The sequence below is a fragment of the Rhodococcus sp. AQ5-07 genome (genome assembly GCF_009707305.1).
GTDB lineage: Bacteria > Actinomycetota > Actinomycetes > Mycobacteriales > Mycobacteriaceae > Rhodococcus_F > Rhodococcus_F erythropolis.
The window spans coordinates 594,890-613,482 of record NZ_CP046099.1; the positions used below are offsets into that span (position 1 = coordinate 594,890).

18 protein-coding genes are annotated in these 18,593 nt (G+C 62.3%); 11 read left to right on the forward strand and 7 right to left on the reverse strand.

Annotation, left to right across the window (positions count from 1 at the left end):
- The first annotated feature begins 100 nt into the window (after positions 1-100).
- Genes GJB56_RS02765 through GJB56_RS02780 form a run of 4 tightly spaced genes read left to right on the forward strand, consistent with a single transcriptional unit; the run spans position 101 to position 3,730 of the window.
- Positions 101-1,096 carry an ABC transporter substrate-binding protein gene (locus GJB56_RS02765; RefSeq protein ID WP_113683114.1) on the forward strand — a complete coding sequence of 332 codons (996 nt, stop codon included), beginning with the start codon at positions 101-103 and terminating at the stop codon, positions 1,094-1,096.
- Entirely contained in the window at positions 1,093-2,133 is a 1,041-nt protein-coding gene (locus tag GJB56_RS02770) for a FecCD family ABC transporter permease (RefSeq protein ID WP_113683062.1), read from the forward strand. Before GJB56_RS02765 ends, GJB56_RS02770 begins: the two co-directional genes overlap by 4 nt.
- Complete coding sequence (locus GJB56_RS02775) at positions 2,130-2,963, forward strand: ABC transporter ATP-binding protein (RefSeq protein WP_113683061.1); 834 nt, start codon at positions 2,130-2,132, stop codon at positions 2,961-2,963. The genes GJB56_RS02770 and GJB56_RS02775 overlap by 4 nt, the downstream gene beginning before the upstream one ends.
- Positions 2,960-3,730, forward strand: a complete 771-nt coding sequence (locus tag GJB56_RS02780) for a (2Fe-2S)-binding protein (protein ID WP_113683060.1) — start codon at positions 2,960-2,962, stop codon at positions 3,728-3,730. The genes GJB56_RS02775 and GJB56_RS02780 overlap by 4 nt, the downstream gene beginning before the upstream one ends.
- Positions 3,731-3,767: 37 nt before the next feature.
- On the opposite strand, the gene phoA is transcribed toward GJB56_RS02780, so the two are convergent.
- Positions 3,768-5,300, reverse strand: coding sequence for an alkaline phosphatase (gene phoA / locus GJB56_RS02785; protein ID WP_113683059.1), 1,533 nt, complete (start codon positions 5,298-5,300; stop codon positions 3,768-3,770).
- Between the two features lie 269 nt (positions 5,301-5,569).
- On the opposite strand from phoA, the gene GJB56_RS02790 reads away from it, so the two are divergent.
- The 4 genes from GJB56_RS02790 to GJB56_RS02805 all read left to right on the forward strand — a co-directional run bounded on the left by GJB56_RS02790 (position 5,570) and on the right by GJB56_RS02805 (position 11,272).
- Entirely contained in the window at positions 5,570-8,857 is a 3,288-nt protein-coding gene (locus GJB56_RS02790; RefSeq protein ID WP_070386977.1) for an error-prone DNA polymerase, read from the forward strand.
- Positions 8,858-9,073: 216 nt separating this feature from the next.
- Complete coding sequence (locus GJB56_RS02795) at positions 9,074-9,421, forward strand: hypothetical protein (protein ID WP_113683058.1); 348 nt, start codon at positions 9,074-9,076, stop codon at positions 9,419-9,421.
- A 14-nt stretch (positions 9,422-9,435) separates the two neighbouring features.
- Positions 9,436-10,206: an SDR family oxidoreductase gene (locus GJB56_RS02800; protein ID WP_113683057.1), complete on the forward strand. Its 771-nt coding sequence runs from the start codon at positions 9,436-9,438 to the stop codon at positions 10,204-10,206.
- Positions 10,207-10,264: 58 nt separating this feature from the next.
- Positions 10,265-11,272 (forward strand): zinc-dependent alcohol dehydrogenase family protein, encoded by a 1,008-nt coding sequence (locus GJB56_RS02805; RefSeq protein WP_029254964.1) that lies wholly within the window; start codon positions 10,265-10,267, stop codon positions 11,270-11,272.
- Here the strand turns inward: GJB56_RS02805 and GJB56_RS02810 are convergent.
- Together GJB56_RS02810 and GJB56_RS02815 are read right to left on the reverse strand one after the other, a co-directional pair.
- Positions 11,259-12,149, reverse strand: a complete 891-nt coding sequence (locus tag GJB56_RS02810) for a poly(ethylene terephthalate) hydrolase family protein (protein WP_060938826.1) — start codon at positions 12,147-12,149, stop codon at positions 11,259-11,261. The genes GJB56_RS02805 and GJB56_RS02810 overlap by 14 nt on opposite strands.
- 33 nt (positions 12,150-12,182) lie before the next feature.
- Positions 12,183-13,022, reverse strand: a complete 840-nt coding sequence (locus tag GJB56_RS02815) for a CPBP family intramembrane glutamic endopeptidase (RefSeq protein ID WP_031330946.1) — start codon at positions 13,020-13,022, stop codon at positions 12,183-12,185.
- Positions 13,023-13,106: 84 nt separating this feature from the next.
- Here GJB56_RS02815 and GJB56_RS02820 point away from each other — a divergent pair, with 84 nt between their 5' ends.
- Positions 13,107-13,415, forward strand: a complete 309-nt coding sequence (locus GJB56_RS02820) for a rhodanese-like domain-containing protein (protein WP_019747641.1) — start codon at positions 13,107-13,109, stop codon at positions 13,413-13,415.
- A gap of 48 nt (positions 13,416-13,463) precedes the next feature.
- Here GJB56_RS02820 and GJB56_RS02825 read toward each other — a convergent pair whose 3' ends face one another.
- Positions 13,464-14,105 carry a dihydrofolate reductase family protein gene (locus GJB56_RS02825; RefSeq protein WP_029537878.1) on the reverse strand — a complete coding sequence of 214 codons (642 nt, stop codon included), beginning with the start codon at positions 14,103-14,105 and terminating at the stop codon, positions 13,464-13,466.
- Positions 14,106-14,179: 74 nt separating this feature from the next.
- The gene (locus GJB56_RS02830; protein ID WP_044480105.1) at positions 14,180-15,265 is read right to left on the reverse strand and encodes a TDT family transporter; all 1,086 of its coding nucleotides are present in this window, start codon (positions 15,263-15,265) and stop codon (positions 14,180-14,182) included.
- 90 nt (positions 15,266-15,355) lie between these two features.
- Between GJB56_RS02830 and GJB56_RS02835 the strand changes: the two genes are divergently transcribed.
- Positions 15,356-16,267 carry a LysR family transcriptional regulator gene (locus tag GJB56_RS02835; protein WP_113683056.1) on the forward strand — a complete coding sequence of 304 codons (912 nt, stop codon included), beginning with the start codon at positions 15,356-15,358 and terminating at the stop codon, positions 16,265-16,267.
- Positions 16,268-16,292: 25 nt separating this feature from the next.
- Here the strand turns inward: GJB56_RS02835 and GJB56_RS02840 are convergent, their stop codons facing one another.
- The gene (locus tag GJB56_RS02840; protein ID WP_020906975.1) at positions 16,293-16,973 is read right to left on the reverse strand and encodes a TetR/AcrR family transcriptional regulator; all 681 of its coding nucleotides are present in this window, start codon (positions 16,971-16,973) and stop codon (positions 16,293-16,295) included.
- Positions 16,974-17,048: 75 nt separating this feature from the next.
- Here GJB56_RS02840 and GJB56_RS02845 point away from each other — a divergent pair, with 75 nt between their 5' ends.
- Positions 17,049-18,212, forward strand: a complete 1,164-nt coding sequence (locus GJB56_RS02845) for an FAD-dependent oxidoreductase (RefSeq protein WP_113683055.1) — start codon at positions 17,049-17,051, stop codon at positions 18,210-18,212.
- Here GJB56_RS02845 and GJB56_RS02850 read toward each other — a convergent pair.
- Positions 18,168-18,533: a hypothetical protein gene (locus GJB56_RS02850; protein ID WP_154606641.1), complete on the reverse strand. Its 366-nt coding sequence runs from the start codon at positions 18,531-18,533 to the stop codon at positions 18,168-18,170. The two genes, GJB56_RS02845 and GJB56_RS02850, sit on opposite strands and share 45 nt — an antisense overlap.
- Positions 18,534-18,593: the final 60 nt, after the last annotated feature.

Below are 18,593 nucleotides of genomic sequence, written 5' to 3' on the forward strand. Positions count from 1 at the left end.
CGAAAAGGAAGTCCAGCAGGAGCTCTGGCCGAGTATCAGTGTGCGGGCGGAGTTGTCTGTCGGATTCTCATTCGTGGCTCAGAGCCCTTACGAGGTCCCCGTGTCACTTCAGTTCTCCCCGTCCCGCGCCGCCGCCGTTCTCATCGCGGTCGCCTTGGTTTCGGCAGGTTGTTCCAAAGGCCAGGAATCAGAGTCCGCGTCTGCTGCGGAATCCTTCGCACAGCCTGTGTCCGTGACCAACTGCGATCGAGAGATGACCTTCGACTCGCCGCCGCAGCGCATCGTGTCCTTGAACGGGCATGTCACCGAGGCGCTCATCGAAATCGGTGCGGGTGACCGGATCGTCGGTCGGGCGTACAGCGACAACCCGCCAACTGCGGAGACCGCCGATCAATTCAACAAGATTCCCAGCCTCTCCGATACGTTCCCCAGCATGGAGCAGGTCCTCGACGTCGATCCGGACTTCGTGGTCGGAGGAATGACCAGTGCCTTCAACGAGAAGCAAGGCCGTTCCCGAGACGCTTTCGGCGAGCGCGGAATCAACACCTTCTTGTTCTCCGAATACTGTGGCACCGGTTTCCCTGACATCGGATTGCTCGAGAACGACTACACGCAACTCGGTCGAGTCCTGGGCGTTGAAGATTCCGCCCGCGAGGTCGCAGAGGAGATCAGCGATGGTCTCGATTCCGTCCGCGCTTCGGTCGGGGACGCGGCGCCGGTACCGACCTTCTTCTACGGCAGTGGTGACCAGGTTCCGACGACTATCGGCGGAGTCGGCGTCGGTCAATTGGTCGCGGAATACTCCGGCGTGTCGAACATCTTCGCCGAAGGGACAAAGCCCTACATCGACGCATCGTGGGAAGCTGTTGCCGAGCGTGCACCCCAGGCGATCGTGGTCATCGACTACGGCGACAAGACGGCCGACCAGAAGATCGACTTCCTCCGTGCCCAGCCGTTGATGGCGACCACCCCTGCTGTGCAGCAGAACCGGTTCGTCGTGGTTCCTCTCGCAGACCTGTTCGAGAGTTCACGGTTGGTGCGTTCGGCACAGACCATCGCAACAGCCTTCCATCCGGGCGCTGACGCGGCAAAGTGACCCGCACGCGTTACGGGTACGGCGCCCTGCTTGTCGCCTTGTTGGTCGCCTTGGCGATCGTACTGGGGTTGGCTGTCTCCTTCGGATCGGTTCGCATCCCTGTCGGTGACGTCTGGGCGATAGTCGGAGCCCGTTTGGCACCAGGGACTTTCGAGACGTGGTGGACCGCGGCGCGGGAGTCGATCGTGATCGATTCTCGCCTACCGCGCGCCCTGACGGCTGCGGTGGTGGGTGCGTCCTTGGCGATGTCGGGTGCTGTTGCTCAGGCTGTCACACGGAATCCTCTTGCCGACCCGTATCTGCTCGGAGTTTCGTCGGGTGCGGGATTCATGGTCGTGCTCGTGTCGGTGCTGGGTTTCGGCGCCGGCCTCCTCGGGGTTTTCACGATTCCGGTCGCAGCATTCGTCGGGGCGATGATCCCGTTGTTTCTCGCACTGCTGATCGGCGGCCGGTATCCGCAGCCGACCGCGATCATTTTGGTGGGTGTCGCGCTCGCCCAGATATTCTCGGCACTCATCACCTTTTGCATCCTGGTGTTGGCCGATGATCGGCACGTGACGTCGGTGATGCACTGGATTGCCGGCGGATTCGGTGATGCGCGATGGTCGACGCTGATCTTCCCGTCGATCACGCTGGTCGTCGTCGGTACCGCCCTTCTGTTCAGTTCGCGGTGGATGGACGTCTTGCAGACCGGTGACGACGGGGCTGCTGCCCTCGGTATGAACGTCCGACGGTTCCGTGTGTTGTCCTTGCTTGCGGTCTCCGTACTGGCGGGCGCGGCAGTCAGCGTTGCCGGTGGAATCGGATTCATCGGCCTCCTGATCCCACATCTGGCCGGTTTCATCGTCGGCACCAGAGCAATTCGACTGCTCCCTGCTGCAGCCCTTCTGGGCGCCGTCGCGATGGTTGCCGCGGATACCGCTGCGCGCTCGGTGGCACAATCCACCGAAGTTCCGGTCGGAGTGATCACCGCCCTCGTGGGTGCACCGATCTTCGTCTGGATGCTCTACCGGCAGTATCGGAGGCTCGAACAGTGACACAGGCCAGAACAGTGACACAGGCCAGAACAGAGACACTCCCGAAGGACGCCGAAGCTGCGCCTCTGCTCGAACTCGTCGAGACCCGGGCGCGGCTTGGCAACCGCGAAGTCCTGCGCGGCATCACTTTCGCGGTGACGTCCGGTGAAATATTGGGCTTGGTCGGACCCAACGGCAGTGGCAAGACGACGGCGCTGCGCTGCTGCTACAACGCTTTGACTCCGACAGGTGGCGCAGTTCTGATCGATCAAGCCGACTCGACGACGCTCTCGCGTAAGGACATCGCCAAAACCATCTCGGCGAGCGTCCAGGAACCTACTGTCTCGGCAGGACTTTCGGTTCGTGAATCGATCGCGCTCGGACGAACTCCGCACCGTAGCTGGTTGGACCGAAGCACTGAGCGAGATACCGCCATCGTGGACCGGTGCATCGAGCAGGTTGGTTTGGTCGAGCTTGCCGGACGCGACGTGTCCACCCTGTCGGGTGGTGAGCGGCAACGTGTCTCGATAGCGCGCGCATTGGCTCAGGAGCCCAAGGTTCTGTTGTTGGACGAGCCGACCAATCATCTCGATCTTCGTCACCAGTTGATCGTGATGGAATTGCTCGCCGAACTTGCGTCGGCGGGGCTCGCGGTTGTGGTCACGATGCACGATCTACGGTTGGCAGTCGAGTACTGCGACAACCTTGCCGTGCTCACCGAAGGTGAACTCCGCGCGTGTGGGTCTACGGTCGAGGTGTTGGACGAGCCGTTGTTGGCCGAGGTTTTCGGCATCAAGGCGCGAGTCGAACGCGGAGTACGTCCGTGGATGGAGATATTGGGGCTGGCATGACGGAATCGGTAGCCGGGGTCTACGCCCGTATGGCATTAGCTGTGCCGTTCTTCGACAACCTGAGCGCGTATCCGGATACGGTGCCCGCGGTGTTGATGACCGACCCCCAGTGGTTGGCAGCACGTGTCGCCGATACGGCCGAGCGATGGGGGAGTTCGGACAGCCGAGTGAACGGCACGTTGTGGTGGTACTCGGCCAGTTCTACGCTGACTGGCATTCCGATCGGAACCGGAATGGTCACCGGGTTCGCGGCCGATCCATCGTTGAACGGTGGGCGGATCTTCTTGCGTGACAACGGCTATCTGGGCGGGTTTGCTGCCGGATCGGTCATTCCGATCGCGCGGAGTGTGGCGGAGTTGGGCCACGCGATGCTCCGCTCACTCAGTCCCGTGATCGAGGTACTCGCCGAGGTGTCCGGCGTTCGGCAGCAGGCGCTGTGGGCGATCGCGACGGACTCCATCGCCAATCGCAGCCTCGACGCCGCCGGTAGCGCGAGGGAGCGCGGAAGTGCATTTGCTGCCGGCCTGATCGATGGTCTCCGCGGTGAGAACCCGGGCATTCCCGTCCCGCGTTTCGTCGATGTCGGCCGCAATGAAAGTGTTGTGCGCGTTTCTAATCCGTTGACACCGGTGGCATCCGGGCGACGCAGATTCACGCAGCGGGCATCGTGCTGCCTGATCTACGAGGTGCCCGGTGAAGGCAAGTGCACCAGTTGCCCGAAGCGCGCACCCGAAGATCGGGTGCGCGCCTTGGCTGCTCTGGTGTGACTGGACCCAAGCTTTTACCGGGTCGGGTTTGGTCAGGTCAGTGAGCTGCGACCTTGGAACGGTCGAGTCCCAGCGCGTCGGTCATCGTGAAGAACAGATCGGTCTGGTCCGTGAGGCCGCTGACATTGGCCGCGTGCGGGCCGAAAGCTGCTACGCGCAACTGAGTTCCGGTATGCCCTTCGGATTCGACGGCCGGATCTTCGGACGTTCCGTAGCTGATCGTCATCTCCGAGCCGTCCTTCGTGGTCAGCTTGCGGGTCAGACCGGGGTAGACGATTTCCTGGGCGCGCTCGACCGGGATGTTCTGGTCCTTGGCGATGGTGGCGATGTCGTCTGCGCTGACGTTGGTGACGATCTGGCTGGTGTGAGCGTGGTCGGCTGTGACGATGACCAGGGTTTCTCCGTCGGTCTTCGCAAATTCGAGTGCCTTCTGCACAGCTTCGTCGAGGTCGACGGTTTCACCGATCTGACCGCACGCGTTGGCTGCGTGATCTTGCTTGTCGATCGAGGCACCTTCGACCTGGAGGAAGAATCCGTTGTCGTTGACCTTCAGTAGGTCGATTGCCTTCTGCGTCATGTCCGCGAGCTTCGGTACGTCGGAGGTTCGCTTGGGGTTGTCGATGCAGGTCTCGGCGGGCTGCAGGTAACCGTCGCGGGTGGCGACAGAGCCTTCCCAGCGGACGGGCATGTTGCCGTCGGCGAACAGCCCGAGCACGGGTGCGTCCTGATCGGCCTTGCCGACCTCGTTCATCTCGGCGGCATTCTTCACCAGCTGGTAGCCACGAGCGGCAGCTTGCTCGTTGAGGGTCTTGCCCTGCCAGTCACCGGCTTTCGCGGTTTCAGCGAAGGACTTGGCGCCGCCGGCAAAGGTGACGTCGGCGCGGGTGTCGAGGAGCTGTTCGCTGATCGATCCCTTGCCGCCGTTCTCGATGGCGTTCTCCGGGCAGGACTTGGACGTCGCCTCGGGTCCGTAGCACTTGCGGCCGCTCACGTGCGCGACCTGCACTGCGGGGGTGGCGTCCTGCACCTCGGCGGTGGAGACGTTGCCGGTGGCCTTGCCGTTCGCCTTGGCGATCTCGAGGACGGTCGACTGGGCCTGCCCCTTGATGTCGACGGAAATCGCGCCGTTGTAGGTCTTGGTGCCGGTGGACCATGCCGATCCACTGGCAGCGGAGTCGGTGACGTAGTCGGGCTTGCCGTCCTTGGTCAGTGCGTAGTGCGTGTACTGGCCGGTGATCGGCAGGGCGTCGAGGCCGGCGAAGCTGCCAGCAGCACCCTCGGCGTAGTTGCGCGCGGCGGTGATCTCCGAGTCGCCCATGCCGTCCCCGATCAGGAGGATGACGTTCTTCGCGCCGGACGCGTTGACGGCGTCACGCACTGCGGCCGACTGATCACCGTCGATGCGGCGAGCACCACCGTTCGAGGACAGTTCGCCGGTCGCGGCGCGATCGACGGTCGTGCCGTTCGAACCTGTTGCCTCGTCGGCACTGTTGCTGCAGCCGGCGGCGGCCAGAACGGCGACGGCGCCGGCGACGGCCGTCAACCTACGTGTGTTGCGCGAGAACGACATACGAGTAGTACTCCTGGAAACAGTATGGATGGAGATTATGAACGCCGCTAATGATCTGGGGCCAAAGTGAACGGAGTGCAGACATGCGTACATCTGAATGTGACGAGACGGTGAGGGTTGAGATTCGCTCTGTTGACTGCGGGTGAGTGACCTGTCAGACTGAATCTGTATCGAACATCAGTTCGATGCATGTGGTGCGTCTTCCCTTTCGGCATCCTCGAGCAGTCGGTCGTCCCGTGACGGCCGGCTCGATCAGGTGCGAGGTCAGTGTGGGTTGGGGAAATGGGCCGCCGACGTGGTCCGAGATGGAACGGGTGCTGTCCGGACGGCCAGGCCGCGTGGAACACGAGGATTTGTTCCCGGGCGACGGAAGTGACAGTCCCGCCTGGTCACGAAAGCGCGGCGAGTATCACGCAGGCGAACTCACTCGTGGCACCGGCGTGGTTCCTTACGCAGAACTGCACGCTCACTCGGCCTTCAGCTTCCTCGACGGCGCATCACCGCCGGAAGAACTGGTCGAGGAAGCTGTGCGTCTCGGGCTCGAGGCGATTGCCGTCACCGATCACGACGGGTTCTACGGCGTGGTGAGGTTTGCGGAGGCTGCGCGTGAATGGGGAATGCGGACCGTGTTCGGGGCCGAGTTGTCGCTCGATTCGGTACCCAGAACTGGGACGGCAGATCCCGGTGGAACGCATCTTCTGGTACTTGCCCGTGGGCAGGAAGGATATCGCCGTCTTTCGCGGGAGATAGCCGCCGCACATCTGGCGGGCGGTGAGAAGGGCAAACTGCAGTACAACTACGACGCGCTGACCGAAGCCGCCGGTGGGCACTGGCAGATCCTGACCGGGTGCCGCAAAGGTCATGTGCGGCAAGCCTTGACGTCGGGTGGTCGCGAAGCCGCGGCGGAGGCCTTGCAGGATCTGGTCGAGCGTTTCGGGGCGGAGCGAGTGTCGGTGGAGCTCACTCATCATGGGTTGGCGGAGGACGACGAGCGCAATGCCGTTCTTGCAGAACTGGCGAGAGAACGTGGACTACGTACGGTGGCGACCACCGCCGCACACTTCGCCGCTCCTCCGCGTCGACGCCTCGCCATGGCAATGGCAGCTGTGCGGGCGCGTCAAAGCTTGGATGAGGCAGCTGGATGGTTGGCTCCGACCGGCGGAGCACACCTGCGGTCCGGCGCGGAGATGGCGACGCTGTTCTCGCTCTATCCCGAGGCTGTCAGTGGTGCCGCCGATCTTGGTCGTGAGTGCGCTTTCGATCTCAAGCTCATCGCGCCCAAATTGCCACCGTTCGACGTTCCTGCCGGGCATACCGAGGCGTCGTGGTTGCGTGAGCTGACCATGGTCGGGGCGCTGGAACGCTACGGACCCCCGGAAGGTGCACCGAAGGCATACAAACAGCTCGAACATGAACTTGCCATCATCGAGGGATTGAACTTTCCCGGATACTTCCTGGTCGTGCATGACATCGTGTCGTTCTGCAAGAACAACGACATCCTCTGTCAGGGAAGGGGTTCCGCTGCGAACTCTGCGGTGTGTTACGCGATCGGCATCACCAACGTCGATCCGGTTCGCAACAAATTGCTGTTCGAGCGGTTTCTTGCGCCCGAGCGCGACGGCCCACCGGATATCGACGTGGACATCGAGTCGGATCGCCGGGAAGAGGCGATCCAGCACGTGTACGCGAAATACGGGCGTACGTATGCCGCGCAGGTAGCCAATGTCATCACCTATCGAGGAAAGTCGTCGGTGCGGGACATGGCCCGCGCGCTTGGCTTTTCGCAGGGCCAGCAAGATGCGTGGAGTAAGCAGGTCGGCCGGTGGGGTGGTATCGACAAGAATGCGGATACCGATATTCCGCGTCCGGTACTCGAACTGGCGGCGCAGATCGAAGGCTATCCACGGCACCTCGGTATCCACTCCGGCGGAATGGTCATCTGTGATCGTCCCATCGCCGACGTTTGCCCGGTGGAGTGGGCGCGGATGGCCAATCGCAGTGTCCTGCAGTGGGACAAGGACGATTGTGCTGCCGCTGGGTTGGTCAAGTTCGATCTACTCGGGCTCGGCATGCTCTCGGCTTTGCATTACATGATGGATCTGGTGGCCGAACACAAAGGCATCACAGTCGATTTGGCGCAACTCGATCTGTCGGAAACAGCGGTGTACGAGATGTTGCAGCGGGCAGATTCGGTAGGGGTGTTCCAAGTGGAATCACGTGCGCAGATGGCGACACTGCCGCGTCTGAAGCCTCGAAATTTCTACGACCTGGTGGTCGAAGTCGCGCTCATCCGTCCCGGGCCGATTCAAGGCGGATCAGTCCATCCGTACATCCGCCGGCGCAACAAACTCGAACCTGTGTCCTATGACCATCCGTCGCTCGAGAAGGCACTCGAACGCACATTGGGGGTTCCGTTGTTTCAGGAACAGTTGATGCAGATGGCCGTCGACGTTGCGGGTTTCACGCCGTCCGAGGCCGATCAATTGCGTCGGGCAATGGGATCGAAACGTTCCACCGAGAAGATGGAGCAACTGCGAGCGAGGCTGTACCAGGGCATGCGAGACCTACATGGCATCGGCGACGAGGTTGCCGACCGAATCTACGAAAAGCTGTACGCATTCGCTAATTTCGGTTTTCCGGAAAGTCATTCACAGAGTTTTGCCGCACTGGTCTTCTACTCCTCGTGGTTCAAGCTTCATCACCCCGCCGCGTTCTGTGCCGGGCTTCTGCGAGCGCAGCCGATGGGTTTCTACTCACCACAGTCCCTGGTCGCCGATGCGCGCCGGCACGGAGTGCAGGTACACGGTGCAGACATCAATGTCAGCCTCGCGCATGCCACCGTCGAGGCAGGTGGATTCGAGGTTCGGCTGGGACTGGGGGAAGTGCGCAACATCGGCGATGCGCTCGCCGAGAAAATTGTCGAACAGCGCGACCTCGGTGGACCGTTCACGTCGTTTCTCGATCTGACCGGTCGGGTGGAACTGACTACCGCGCAAGCTGAATCGTTGGCGACTGCCGGCGCGCTTGCCAGCTTCGGCATCTCGCGTAGAGAAGCGCTGTGGGCTGCGGGCGCTGCGGCAGGGGAGCGTCCGGACCGCTTGCCCGGTATCGGTGCGTCGGTCACAGCTCCCACCCTTCCCGGCATGAGCGACGTCGAATTGGCGGCAGCGGATGTCTGGGCGACAGGAGTATCTCCCGACACGTATCCGACACAGTTTCTTCGCCCACAGCTCGACGCGCTCGGCGTGGTGCCGGCTTCGAGGCTGCTCGACATCCCGGACGGCGACCGTGTGCTGGTAGGGGGAGCGGTCACACACCGGCAGCGTCCGGCCACAGCTGCGGGCGTCACGTTCATCAACCTCGAAGACGAAACCGGCATGGTCAATGTCGTGTGTTCGGTGGGGTTGTGGGCAAAGTACCGAAAACTGGCAAATACGGCGCCGGCGCTGCTTATTCGAGGAAAGGTGCAAAATGCGGAAGGCGCTGTCACTGTCGTGGCAGACCGGATGCAGCTGATGGATCTGCGAGTCACAGCCAAGTCGCGAGACTTTCGCTAATGCCCGATTCTGCTCGGAGTTTTGTGCCGAGAGGACAAATGTGGAGCTCAACTCTGACCTCCGAGCATATGGCGCGGGTCACAATCCCTACCTAGGGTTGTCGCTTGAGCGGCCATCGAATCGCCTGGCACGGCCACGACCAGTGGCCTCGCTGGTGAATATTGTCGCCTTCCAAACATGCTGAATCCAAAGCACTTCGAGTTGAAGAGGAACTCCATGAGCACAGCGATTCTCGTCGCACACGTATATCCTGCCGATCCGTCTTCGGAGGACGCGTTCAACCGCTGGTACGACGACGTGCATATTCCGCAGGTCGTCGAACGAGTGCCTGGAGTTGTCTCCGCCTCCCGATTCTTCCTGGCGGATGTGCAGTTGCTGCCCGAGGATGCATTGCCCGCGCGCCGCTACCTGAGCATCTATCAACTCGACACGGAAGATCTCGCGGGCACGGCGCAGGCGTTGGGAAGTGCTTTGGGCGACGGGACTCTCGACATGTCCGAAGCCATCGCGACTACCGGCGACACCGGACCCGAATTGCTTTTCTACGTCCCGACCGAGAACTGAAGGGGAACGCTGACATGTCCGATCTTCTCGCGAACAAAGTTGCAATTGTCACCGGCGCAGGTGCCGGAATCGGCGCCGCCATTGCCCGGGCATTCGGGGCGGAGGGCGCGAGCGTCGTAGTCTCCGACATCAACGGTGACGCAGCACAGGCAGTGGCGGACTCGATCGACGGAGCTATCGCTGTCACCACTGATGTCACCGACGAACAGCAGGTCAAGGATCTCGTCGCCAGGGCGGTCGAAGAGTTCGGCGGACTGAACGTCGTAGTACCCAACGCCGGCATCGCCACCACGACTCCGCTGATCGAGACCTCGTTCGAGGACTGGCGGAAAGTCATGTCGGTCAACCTCGATGGAGTGTTCTTGACCGTCCGTCATTCGCTACCCGCGCTCGTCGCATCCGGAGGCGGTTCGATCGTGAACATCTCGTCGATCTCGTCGACCGCCGGGTCGCCCTTGATCGGTAGCTATGCCGCCGCCAAAGCAGCAGTTCGCAATCTCACCGAAACCCTGTCAGCCGAACTTCGCTTCCACGGAATCCGAGCCAATGCCCTGCTACCCGGATTCATCGACACAGACCTGGTCAAGAGTCACCAACAGGATTTCGAGAACGCACTCGGCCTCGAGTCCGGCGGCTTCGACGACCTGATGGTCACGAAGCAAACCCGCTACGGCCGGACCGAGGAAGTCGCCGCCGCCGCAGTGTTCTTTGCGAGCGACCAGTCGTCGTGGTGCAACGGCAGCAGCCTGGTTCTCGACGGAGGGTTCACCGCTTCTCTCCTCTGAGCAGCGGAACCCTTTCCGAACGTCACCCGAAATCGTCAATCGTGCGAGGATCCACACCATGACCAACCGCGCTGTATACGTACTTCCGCCTGGAGGGTTGAACAACCTCGAATCGAGGACGATCGAGACGCCAGGGCCAGGTGCGGGTGAGGTGACGATCGCGATCCGCGCGAATTCGCTCAACCACCACGACTACCTCGTGGCGACCGGCGAGATACCGACCGACGGCCCTCGCATTCTCTTGTCCGACGCAGCGGGCGAGGTAGTTGCCGTCGGCGACGGCGTCACACAGTTCGGGGTCGGGGACCGTGTGATGAGCACCTATCTGCCGCATTGGCGCAGCGGTGCACCGGATTTCGACGGATTCGGAAATTCACCCGGTGACGGCGTCGACGGGTTCGCCCGTGACACCGTCACCGTGCCGGTATCGGCAGTGACGTCGATGCCGCGAAACTACACGTACGAAGAAGCCGCTACCTTGCCCACTGCGGGCTTGTCCGCGTGGCGTGCATTGTTTGCCGGCGTCCCGATCATCCCAGGTTCGTCGGTGTTGATTCCCGGGACCAGCACGGTAGCGCTGTTTGCCGTCCAGCTTGCCAAAGCTGCTGGAGCTCAGGTGATCGCAACCTCGTCGGCTCCCGACAAGATGGCTCGATTGACCGAGCTAGGTGCCGATCACGTGGTCAACTACCGTGAGCGCCCGGACTGGGGATCGGAAGCGATGCGGCTCAGCGGCGGGATCGACCTTGTGCTCGACGTGGGCGGGCCGTCCACTCTCGGTCAATCTCTGGCGGCAGTCCGACCAGGCGGCCGGATCTGCGCGCTGGGCATCATGAACGGCCCGTCGTCGTCGATCGACCTGACTTCGCTACTGACCAAACAGGTCACCATCGAAGGTGTTCTGGTGGGCAGTCGTGCACATCAGGAGGAGATGGTTGCAGGGCTGGAGAGCCTCGCGCTTCGTCCCGTCATCGATTCGTCGTACCGTCTGGACAATCTTGCCGAGGCGTTCGAGCAGCAGAAATCCGGGCAGGCCTACGGCAAGATCGTCATCACAAACCCTTGATCGCTTGCCGGTCCCAGTGGGGATCGGTGAGGATTTCCGCCGAGTCGCCGACAAACGCACGTCCGGCAGTCTGGTCGCCGCTGAGGGCGAACCTCAGCCACGCGGTCAGGTAACCCCGGAATCCTTCGCCGTCGGCGGCCCAATTGTGGCCGACGCCAAGTAGTCTGCCCCGGACCGCCGGTGCTGCGGTTTTGTCGAAGTACTCAGCTTGTGGATCGGCGGTGGAGACCGGATCGTCGGCGCCGGTCATGAAGAACGTCGGCCCGGTCAACTTCGCCACGTCGACGACATCGACAGGTCGCGAAGCCCACCACGGGTCCGGCAGGTCGAGCACCGCAGTGGCGGTGATCAGATTCGCCGACTGCGTTGCAGCGTTGATCGCGCCACCTGCCCCCTGGGAGTGTCCGACTGAGGCGATGTTGTCGGTATCGATCCTCTGGTGAAAAATGCTCTCAGCGTTGGTGTTCTGATCGACGAGGTACTGAGCGGCACCCAAGATTTCAGTACCGTCGCCGGTCACACTGCTGTCGGCCACCACAACAACAAAACCCCACGACGCAAAGTGTCGGAGGAGGGCCTCGTACTCTTCGAACGTCGCGTAGCTGCCGTTGCCGAACGTGATGACGGGATGCCGCTTGCCATCAGCGGACAAGTCGGCTGGGTAGAACAATTGGTATCCGGGAACCGAGTCGGCCGCCACCTCGTGCGCACCCTGGGCTGCGTACAGATCGCTGATCGACTCCGATGCGATGGATTCGGTAGTCGCGGCTTCGGGAGCGGCCGGAACCCCCGCACTGGCGTGTGTGACGGCGCCCGATAGTGCCAGAACAAAAGATGCGGTCACGACGGTGATCGAATGTGTGGTCCGAGAAGGCATGGGTACAAGTATGTCTTGTACCCATGCGATCAGTCAGGCCGAGACGCGCGTGGGCTGCTCTTCGCCGACCCGGCCGCGGATGAAGAAGATGGCAACTACGCCGAAGGCGACCAGCACGACAGTGAGCAGTGTGGCGATCGTGGTGGCTCCGCTGGCACCCGTCGTCACCGAGGTGTCGAGCCCGCCGGTCGAGAGAATGGTGGTGGGGTCGGTGAGGCCGTGCAACACGATTGCGGCCCAGATCGTGCCCGTCACGCGCATGGTCAAGTACATGCACATTCCGAATCCGAAGGTGTAGACGACGGTGGCAAGGACTGTTGCCAGTTCCATTCCCGCGATGAAGTTCACCGTGTGCATGAGTGCGAACAGTAGGGACGACACAACAGCGACGAAGCGTTCTCGGTGGCCGGCATCACGAAGCATCTTCACTGCAATACCTCGGGTGACCAATTCCTCTGCGAGACCGACACATACACCGAGGGCGATCAACGAGACGATTTCGCCGGCCGACCACGCGCTCCAGTCGGTTCCGGCCAGGTGGGCAGCGATGGCGGCAACGACGATAATCGGCCCGATCCACATCCAGCCGCGTCCGCGTACCGGTTGAGGACCGAAGATACTGCTGAGCCAGCCGACCTTGACCGTGAAGATCAGCAACGCAACTGCACCGATCGCGATGGGCAACATGACGCCGAAGATGATGCTCGAGGCACTCGAGACCACGTTGTCCGTGTCGATCTGGTCGGCGAAAACACGCGAGATCACCTGCCCGGCGGCAAGGTAGAAGACCAAATAGGCAACGATGAGAAGGAGCAACTTCCACAAAGTGGGTCGACTCCAAAAACCCGACTTTTCGGGAACAGTATTGGTCATTGTCAGATCGTAAAGGCTACACACGAAATCACGCGGTACCGTCTATTCGGACAGCAGCGAACACGAAGGCAGGACGCAGAAGACATGTTGGAAGTCGACTTGAATGCACTGGACACGGCATTGGCGGCAGGTGAGCCGCTGATCGACGTCCGTGAGCCCGACGAGTTCGCTCAGGTCCGAGTTCCCGGTGCGGCGCTCATTCCGCTCAGCGAATTCGTCTCTCGCGTCGGTGAAATTCCGGACGCGGAAACGGTGTACATCATCTGCGCCGTCGGTGGCCGTAGCCTGCAGGCCGCGGAGTATCTGCAGGCCCGTGGCATCAACGCCGTTTCGGTGGCCGGTGGAACAATGGCGTGGTACCAGTCGGGGCGCCAGGTCGAGACCGGAGCCTAAGACACAACTGATGGGGGCAGTTCCCGTTTCGGGAGCCGCCCCCACCGGTCACTTTCGCCAGAACAGGTGATGCGTCACGCCGCTCGGGCTCGGCACGATTTCGAGGTTGAAGCGGTCGCGCAACTCATCAGGTGTCTCCCAGAGGCGTAGACCGGATCCGAATTCGATCGGGCAGACAGCGATGTGCATCGTGTCGACCAGATCGGCGTCGAGGAATTCACGGATAGTGCTGACCCCGCCGCCGAGTCGAACGTCCTTGCCCTGCGCCGCCTCACGTGCCTGCTCGAGGGCCGTCGCAGGGTCAGCGTCGACGAAGTGGAATGTCGTGTCCGATAGCGTGAACGACGGCCGCACGTGGTGCGTCAAGACAAAAACCGGGGTGTGGAACGGTGGCTCGTCGCCCCACCACCCCTGCCACTCGAGATTCTCCCAAGGGCCGCGGTATGGTGCGAATTTGTTGCGGCCCATGATTTCGGCACCGATGTTGTTGGAGAAGTCCCGCGTGAAGTAGTCGTCGATGCCTCGGCTGCCGCCGGGATCGGTGCGATTGGGCCAGCTGGCCGTAGCTCCCGCCCACGCAAACATTTCACCGTGGTCCAGGCCGAACGGGCTCTCGAAGCTTTGGTCCGGACCGCAGGCTATTCCGTCACTGGAAACGCTGAAATTCTGTACTCGTAATAACTGACTCACCGTGTACTCCCGCTCTCGACAATGGTCTACGTGAGTACAGACCGTACGGCGAGGCAAAACTCATCGGTGCGAATTCATGCAGCCGCGGGGAGAGCTCCACTGCGGATCGATCGGACGGTCCGCACCGCGACGGTTGCCCAGATGGGGATCAGCACGGTCAGCAGGGCAAGTGCGATTCCCAGAATCAGTGTCGAACCGGTGGCGACTCCGAAGGCATTCGCTCCGACTGCACATGCTCCGATGGGGAAGGTGAAGCTCCACCAACCGAGCGAAAAGTCCAAGCCGCGGCGCAGTGCGTGGATGGTCACGGTGGTGACGGTGACAAATGCGATGACGCCGATGATTCCGACGACGGTTCCGTATGCGATTCCGAATTCGTGCAGGGTGTCGGCGTGCTCGGTACTGAGTGCATGCCGTGAGGCGGCGGCCAACAGGTTGGATGCTGCGATCGACTGTCCGATCACGCCCAACGGAATCCACAGCGAGGGAATGGCATTGAACGGGATCACGTCGACGCCGGCCGAGCGGTTGCGTGCGAACTGCCTCGCGACGGCTATCAGAATGCCGATAGCGGCGGTCAGTGCCAGAGCGAACAGGATGTAGCAGAAGATCAGTACCGCGATGCGCGGCGCGCCTTCGGGCATGTGGGTGCTGACCGCTGCGCCGGTGGTGGCCGAGACCATCGGTGGTACGACGGGCATCAGCCAGAACGGCATTGCCGTCGCCATCCCAGCATCTCGAACGAGACGAATCATCATCACGACGTAGGTGACCAGGCCGAGTGCCGTGCCGAGTATCCACAGAGTCAGCGAGACGGTGATCGCCACGTCGTGGCCGAGGAAGTCCGGCCCGGTGATGCCGGTTGCCGATCCCACGGTCAGTAGGGCCATGGCGACGGCTCCGTAGAACGGGAACATCGCGGGACTGTGCAGGTAGGCGAGGGCCTGACATCGATGTTGTGACCAATGGGTGGCAAATGCGCCGATCAAGGCGCACAGTACGAGAACCGCCAGAACCCAGAAGATTTCCGAGACCAGCTTCAAGCCTTCGATCTCCGGTTCGAGCGAAGCTGCGGCCACCGAGACGATTCCCGTTCCCATCGCTGCCGCGAACCAGTTCGGGGTGATGTGGGCGAAGGTGGGACTCGTTGTGGTGGTCATTTATTTCACTGTCGTCTCATCCGGTTCGTACCGGTAGACCGGTTGTCCTTGAATGCCCACAAACTCGCCTTGTGGGTCTAATCTTGGTCTATGTCGTTGTCTCCTCGGGTGCCGGAACTCAGTGCCCTCGACGTCCTGCTTTCCGTAGGGCGTCTAGGCAGCATGGGTGCTGCCGGCCGGGAGCACGGACTCAGTCAGCAAGCGGTCAGCGCCCGGGTGCGTTCGGTCGAACGGCAGCTCGGAATCAAGGTTTTCGATCGAGCGGCGACCGGTGTTCGTCCCACCGCCGAGGGCGGTCTGATTCTCGAGTGGGCAAGTCACATCCTCGTCAGTGCCGAGGAAATGGCATCGGGAGTTGCCGCACTTCGCGGTGAACGCGACGCTGCCGTCGCAGTTGCCGCCAGCATGACCATCGCCGAGTATCTGGTTCCCGGATGGACGGTCGCGATGCGGCACAAGTTCCCCAACGTCGTGGCGTCGGTGAGCTTGCACAATTCCTCGGATGTCTCTGCTCAAGTGCAGGCAGGCCAGGCCGATATCGGATTCGTCGAAGGTCCGGATGTGCCGTCGGCGCTCGCGTCGTGCGAGGTAGCGCGTGATCACCTCGTCGTGGTTGTGCCGCCGGGACACGACTGGGCCAATGGTGTGCCCGTTCCGGTTGCGGACCTCGCACGCACGCCGCTGATTCAGCGCGAGTCAGGGTCAGGGACGCGTCTGACGCTCGAGAATGCTGTTCCCGATTGTGTGCCGCCGTTGCTCGAGCTCACCTCGTGCACCGCAGTCAAGGCTGCGGTGGTGGCAGGCAACGCGCCCGCCGTTCTGTCGTCGTTGGCCGTTGCTGCCGACCTGACGGACGGCCGACTGGTCGCGGTCAACGTCGACGGCTTGCGGATGCCGAGGCGACTCCAAGCCGTCTGGGATCCCGATCGCGGATTGCGCGGTGCGGCAAGAGATTTCCTCGACATAGCGCTCGGCTCCAACACCGCTGTTCATTCGCGTTGACGGCTGCGGTTGACGGGAACGGCTGCTATCGGACGGTGTCGATCCCCGCGAGGATGAGGTCGATGCCTGCCAGAAACTGTTCTCGGTCGTCGTGGTCGCGCAATTGCGCCGTCACCTGATTGAGGAACGGGTACTTCGCGGAATCGAGTTCTTCCCACCGCTGCGCGACGGTGGCGAGGAAGGCGGACCGATCTGTCTCGCGGGGGAGGAGGCGGGCCCCCGCGGCATACTGTCCGGCGAGGCCGAGCACGTAGTTCAGGAGTGCGGACGCACAATCGAACTGTGCCGGTTGGGGAACGCCGAGTGCTTGGAGTTGCCCTCCCAGACTCTCGAAGATCTGCATCACCGCTGATTGCCACGGCTCGCGAGAGAGTTGGGTGCCGACCCACGGGTGCGCGTCGATCGCGTCGAACACACCGAGAGTGATGATCCGGATCGCCTCCCGTGGGGTTGCGCTTTCGGTTCCTTCGGTGGTCACGCGGGCGATGACGTCGTCGGTCGCCGCGGCGAGCAGTTCGCTCTTGTTGGCAACGTGCCAGTAAATCGCCCCGCTACCTGTTGCCAGGCGTGCGGAGAGTGCGCGAAATGTCAGCGCAGCTTCGCCCTCGTCGTCGAGGATCTCGATCGCAGCCTCGACGATTCGCTCCTTCGAGAGCGCGTCCGTACGTCGTTCGGTCCGCTGATTCCTGGTCGCCATGCGCACCATCTTGACATATCTGGAACGCCGTTCCAAGATGGTCACTGGAACGACGTTCCAATAGAAGGCTGAAAGGAAACAAACATGAGCAACTCGATAACGATCATCGGGGCGGGCCTCGGCGGTCTGACCCTCGCGCGCGTCCTCCACGTTCACGGAATTCCGTCGAAGATCTACGAGGCGGAACCGTCGGCAGAAGCTCGCACGCAGGGCGGCCAACTCGACATCCATGAACACAACGGTCAGGCGGCGCTCGACGCTGCCGGCCTCATCGACGAGTTCCGCGCGATCATCCACGAGGGCGGTGCCGCGTCGCGCGTACTCGATCAACACGCCGCTGTACTCCTCGACGAACCCGATGACGGCACGGGAGTCCGTCCTGAAGTGCTGCGCGGAGACCTCCGACGGATCCTGCTCGAATCCCTTCCGGACGGCACGATCGAATGGGGACGCAAGGTCGACAGTGTCCGCTCGCTCGGCTCACGGAACACCGCCGACGAGCGCGCCGACGGCCGACACGAACTGACCTTTGCCGACGGTTCGACGGTGACTACCGACCTCCTCGTCGGCGCCGACGGTGCCTGGTCGAAGATCCGCCCCTTGCTCTCCGATGCGAAGCCCGAATACGTCGGCACCACGTTCGTCGAGACGTATCTGTACGACGTCGACGAGAAGCATTCGGCTGCAGCCGAGGCAGTCGGTGACGGGGCGATGTACGCGCCCGCACCCGGAAAAGCGATCGCCGCGCATCGAGAGGCGGGGGACATCGTGCACACCTACGTCCAGCTGAACCGTACGGCGGAGTGGTTTGCCGGTATCGATTTCACCGACGCCGCTGCTGCGACAGCGCGGGTCGCGGCCGAGTTCGACGGTTGGGCAACGGAACTCACTGCGCTGATCACAGACGGCGAAACCGCTCCGATTCCGCGCGCGATCCATGCACTTCCCGACGAGCACCGATGGGATCGCGTGCCTGGGGTCACGCTCCTCGGTGACGCGGCACATCTGATGGCTCCGTCCGGTGAGGGTGCGAACTTGGCCATGTTCGACGGCGCCGAACTGGGAAGGGCGATCGCCGCGCACCCGGACGACATCGAAGCGGCACTGAGCGGCTACGAGGAAGCGATGTTCGTGCGCAGTGCATCCGAGGCCGCTGACTCGCACGTGATCCTTGATCTCTGCCTCGGTGAAGGCGCACCGTATTCACTGGTCGACTTCTTCACCGGCGCTGCTTCCGTATCCGGATAATGGGCAGTTCTGTGGCACGACGGTTACGCGGTCGATGTCGAAGAGATAGCCGAACATCCCGAATGCCGGGGAGCGACCGTCGTCGACCTTGCCCGAGAAATTGCCCGCGGCAGGCGACTGACGCCTGCCGTACTGGGGCTCGCACGGAGCGCGTCCTTCGATCCGCAGGACGTCAAAAAGGTCTGGCACTACATCGCTCGATTCGGCGGCAGGGCGTAGAACTGGGCATTCGCGTATCGCTGCCCGTCGACGACCGCCGGTTCCGGGACCGCACATCGGTCCGAAGGGCGCGGTGAGGAAAGAGTGATTGATACGCAACATCGAGCATGAACTCCCGAAACAACTGCATCCGAAGATAGAAGTCGACCTTGATCCTCGGTC